General features: G+C 73.9%; 4 protein-coding genes. All 4 read left to right on the forward strand.

The genetic code is table 11. The annotated features are described in order from the left end of the window. The coding region (locus tag ACI6QG_RS19435; RefSeq protein ID WP_407026236.1) for a hypothetical protein at positions 1 to 1,209 on the forward strand (1,209 nt) is incomplete at its 5' end. Then, positions 1,209 to 1,445 (forward strand): phage head-tail joining protein, encoded by a 237-nt coding sequence (locus ACI6QG_RS19440; protein ID WP_407026237.1) that lies wholly within the window; start codon positions 1,209 to 1,211, stop codon positions 1,443 to 1,445. The genes ACI6QG_RS19435 and ACI6QG_RS19440, both read left to right, overlap by 1 nt. Further along, complete coding sequence (locus ACI6QG_RS19445) at positions 1,445 to 2,935, forward strand: phage portal protein (protein ID WP_407026238.1); 1,491 nt, start codon at positions 1,445 to 1,447, stop codon at positions 2,933 to 2,935. Before ACI6QG_RS19440 ends, ACI6QG_RS19445 begins: the two co-directional genes overlap by 1 nt. A gap of 2 nt (positions 2,936 to 2,937) precedes the next feature. Further along, on the forward strand, positions 2,938 to 4,314 hold a 1,377-nt coding region (locus tag ACI6QG_RS19450; RefSeq protein WP_491630757.1), incomplete at its 3' end, for an HK97 family phage prohead protease.

A 4,314-nucleotide genomic window follows, 5' to 3' on the forward strand; every position in this document is an offset into this window, starting at 1 on the left:
CAGCCCTCCAAGGGCATCTATGCCTCCGCCGCCGTGCTGTTCGGCGCGCCGCCGCCCTTCACGTCGATGCAGCGCCGCGTCGGCCTGTTCGACAGCGACAATGGCGTGTTCTTCGAGCAGGATTGGGAGGGCCTCTGGGCCGTCCGCCGGGCGAGCCTCGGCGCGGGCGTGGCGGACACCCGCGTGCGCCAGGCGCAGTGGAACATCGACACGCTGGACGGCCGCGGCCGCTCCGGGCGCGTGCTCGACCCGACGCGCATCCAGATGGCGGTGCTCGACTATGCCTGGTACGGCGCCGGCCGCTGCCGGCTGGGCTTCGTGATCGGCGGCAAGCTGCTCTGGTGCCACGCCTTCGATCACGCCAACGCGGCCGGCGCGACCCTGCCCTGGGCGCGCACCGGCAACCTCCCCTGCCGCTACGAGATGCGCCGCGCCGCGGGCGGCCCTGCGATGGATTTCTGGCACTGGGGCGTCTCGGTGGTGGTCGAGGGCGGCTTCGACGAGCAACGCGGCTTCACCTTCCCGCACGCCAATGCGAGCCGCGTCGCGGTCACGGCACGGCGCCCGATCCTGTCCTCGCGCGTGCGGCCGATGGCGGTGGTGGACGAGAGCAACACCGCGACCGGCGGCGGCACCAACCAGCTTTCCCGCACCGGCGCGGGCTGGACCGCCGGCCAGTGGCGCGGGCGCTATCTGCGCCTGGTGGGCGGCACCGGCGCCGGGCAGGTGGTGCGCATCACCAACAACACCCCCGTCACGCTCAGCGTGGACAACCCACTGACGGAGAGCACCACGCCCTTCTCGCCGGCGCCGGACGCCACGACGCAGTATCAGATCGGGCTGGTGAACCGCGGCCAGCTGGTGCCGCAGCAGTTGATTGTGAGCAGCGACGCCGCGGCGTTCTTTGAGCTGGTGCTGGGCGGCACGCTCACGGGGCCGACCTGGCAGGGGCTGCCCACGCTGGGCAGCCCCTCCTCGCTGGCGGAGCAGGACACGGCGGCCACCGCCATCACCGGCGGCGAGCGCGTCTGGGCCGGCTACAGCCCGGCCGGTGGGCAGGGCGTGCAGAGCTTCGACCTGCGGCAGTTGCAGGCGCTGTCCACCAACATCCTGGGCACCACGCCCGAGACGCTGAGCCTGGTCGCGACCAGCTTCTCGGGCACGGCGAATGTGGCGGCGACCATCCTCTACACCGAGGCGATGTCGTGATGGATCCGGCTGTTCTCGCCTGGGCGCTGGCGCAGCCGGCGGGGAGCCGCGCGCAGGTGCTGGCGGCGGCCTACACGGGCGGCACGACGCGCGTGAGCTTCGAGGGGCGGACGGTAGAGTATCGCAGCCTCGATGAGCTGGGCCGGGCGCTGGCCGTGCTGCGCGGGGCGGAGATGTCCTCGGCGCGGCGCCCGGGCGCGACGCTGGCCAGCTTCTCGCGCGGGGGAACCGGGTGATGCCGAGCCTCTCGCAGCGCATCGTCGGCGCCTGGAACGTCATCCGTGGCTATGCGGCCGCGCAGGACACGCGTGCCTCTGCGGGCTGGGCGCCCTCGCGCGGCTCGGCCAATGCGGAGGTCGGCGCGGCCGCGGCCACGGTCGCCCGTCGTGCGCGTGATGCCGTGCGCAACGACCCCTATGCCGCGCGCATCGTCGATCTCTGGACCGGCAATGCGGTGGGCGCGGGAATCACCACGCGCTGGCCGGACGACGCCCACGGTCGCGCCTGGCAGCGTTGGGCAGAGAGCACGGCCTGCGACGCCGAGGGGCGGCTCGATCTCTACGGGCTGCAGGCGTTGGTGATGCGCGCCGTGGTGGAGAGCGGGGAGTGCTTCGTGCGCTTCCTGCCGACCGCGCCATCGCCGTCCAACCCCATCGGTCTGAGGCTGCAGGTGCTGGAGAGCGACCACCTCGACACCGCGCGGCAGGGCATCATGGAGGGCGCGCCGACGCTCCAGGGCATCGCGCTCGGCGAGGCCGGTGAGCCGGTCGGCTACTGGCTGCACTGCGTCCACCCCGGCGCCTCCTGGCTGCTGCCGGGCGGCGCCACATGGCTATCGAGCCAGCGCGTGCCGGCCGCCGATGTGCTGCACATCTACCGCAAGCGCCGGCCCGGCCAGCTGCGCGACGTCTCCTGGCTCGCGCCGGTGCTGCTCCGGCTGCGCGACCTCGGCGACTACGAGGCCGCGCTGCTCATGAAAGCCAAGATCGAGGCCTGCCTGGCAGCGGTGGTGACGGAGGAGGGCGACGAGGCCCTGACCGGGGCCGCCGCCGGGCTGCTCCGCGACGCGCAGGGCCGGACGGTCGAGAGCTTCGAGCCGGGCATGATCCTCTACCGCCGCGGCATGGGCAGCGTTGAAGTGGTGAACCCGTCTGGCGGCGGCAGCCACACGGCCTTCGCGCGGCGCGCGTTGGAGGCCGCGTCGGTCGGCGCCGGCCTGACCTACGACCAGGTCTCGGGCGACCTCACCCAGGCGAACTACTCCTCGCTGCGTGCCGGCAAGATCGAGTTCCGGCGGCTCTGCGAACAGGTGCAGTACGGCATGCTCATCCCGATGCTGGTGCGGCCCATCGCCGAGCGGTTCCATGCCCAGGGCGCGCTGCTCGGGCTATGGGATGCCGACCTGCCGGACGGCGTGTCGCACGTCCCGCCGGCGCACGAGATGATCGACCCGCTCAAGGACACCACCGCGCTGATCGCCCAGGTCCGTGCGGGCTTCGTGCCGCAGCCAGAGGCGGCCGGTGCCTTCGGCTACGACTTCCGCGCCGCGGTCGAGATGATCCGCGAGGCCAACGCGCTGCTCGACGATGCCGGGTTGTCGCTCGACACCGATCCGCGCCGCGTCGCCAAGTCCGGCGCCGCCCAGGACGCCGCGCAGATGGCCGCCGTGGAGATCGCGGCGACCGGGGCGGCATCGCCTCCCCGAGACACTGCACCCCAGGGCTGACCATGACCGAGACCACCGAACCGGGCGGCAGCGATGCCGCGCCGGACGCGGCTGCTGTGCCACCCGCGGCGGCCGCGCCGCATGAGGCGCAGCGCGCGCTCACCGCGCCTGCCACCGTCGACCGGACGGCCCGCACCGTCGAGGTCGTGTGGTCCACCGGCGCCCGTGCCCGCAACTTTGTCCCGGGCCTTGGCCTCATCACCGAGGAGCTGGAGATGTCGCCGAACGCGGTGCGCATGGACGCGCTGCGCTCTGGGCAAGCTCCGGTGCTGAACACCCACCGCCGTGGCGACGCGCGCGATGTGCTCGGCCGCGTCACCGCTGCCCGCCTCGAGCGCGGTCGCGGCTACGCCACGCTGCTGTTCTCCGCCGCTGCGGACGTCGAGCCGGTCTGGCAGCGCATCGCCGACGGCACGCTGCGCGCGGTGAGTGTCGGCTATCGCGTGCACCGCTACGAGCCGCGGCCCGACGTCGCGACCGGCGAAACCGTCCACCGCGCGGTGGATTGGGAGCCCTTCGAGATCTCGATCGTCCCGGTCCCGGTGGATCGGGACGCCTCTGTGCGCGGCGAGGCGCCCCAGGGCGCGCCCGTCATCGCCGTCGAACCCGCCCTGCCCAACGAGGACACCACCATGCCCGAGACGACGCCGGCCGAGCCGGTTGCCCCGCCTGCGGCGCCGCCCTCCGCCGCGCCGTCCGCCATCGCACCCCAGGAGACCACCGTGACCGACACGCCCACCACGCCCGCGTCCGCGGCGCCCGAACCCACCCGCGCCGCGCCGCCCGATCTCGACGCCATCCGCGCCGAGGCCAGCCGCACCGAGCGCGAGCGCATCAGCGGCATCGACAGCGCCGTCGACGCCGCCCGCGCCCTGGTCCCCGCCGACCGCGCCACCACCCTCCGCACCGAGGCCGTCGAGCGCGGCTGGTCCGCCGACGGGGTCCGCCGCGCGCTCTTCGACGCCATGGTCGCCGCCGCACCCAAGCCCTCCATCCCGGCCCGCCCCGAGACCGGCCCCGGCCACGACGACCCCGCCGCCATCCGCGACGCCATGGCCGAGGCGCTCGCCGTGCGCTCCATGCCCGGCTACCAGCCGCCAGCGGGTGGCTCCGGCCGCCACGCCGAGTTCCTGGGCTGGCGCCCCTCCGACATGATCGGCGAACTGCTCCGCCTCAAGGGCGAACGCCAGGTGCCGCGCAACCCCACGCTGCTGGCCGAGCGCGCCTTCCACACCACCAGCGACTTCCCCGCGCTGCTCTCGGCCGCGGCGAACAAGATGCTGCTCGCCGCCTACCAGCCGGCGCAGCCGACCTACCGCCAGATCTTCCTCCGCCGCGATTTTCGGGACTTCAAGCCCCACCGGCACCTGCGCGTGGGC

Origin of the sequence: Sabulicella flocculans (assembly GCF_045449635.1) — a bacterium.
Taxonomy (GTDB): Bacteria; Pseudomonadota; Alphaproteobacteria; order Acetobacterales; family Acetobacteraceae; genus Roseococcus.

Excerpts from the sequence above, each read along its gene's own strand:
- ACI6QG_RS19440 (WP_407026237.1), top strand. The coding sequence starts at position 1,209 with ATGGATCCGGCTGTTCTCGCCTGGGCGCTGGCGCAGCCGGCGGGGAGC.
- ACI6QG_RS19445 (WP_407026238.1), top strand. The coding sequence starts at position 1,445 with ATGCCGAGCCTCTCGCAGCGCATCGTCGGCGCCTGGAACGTCATCCGT.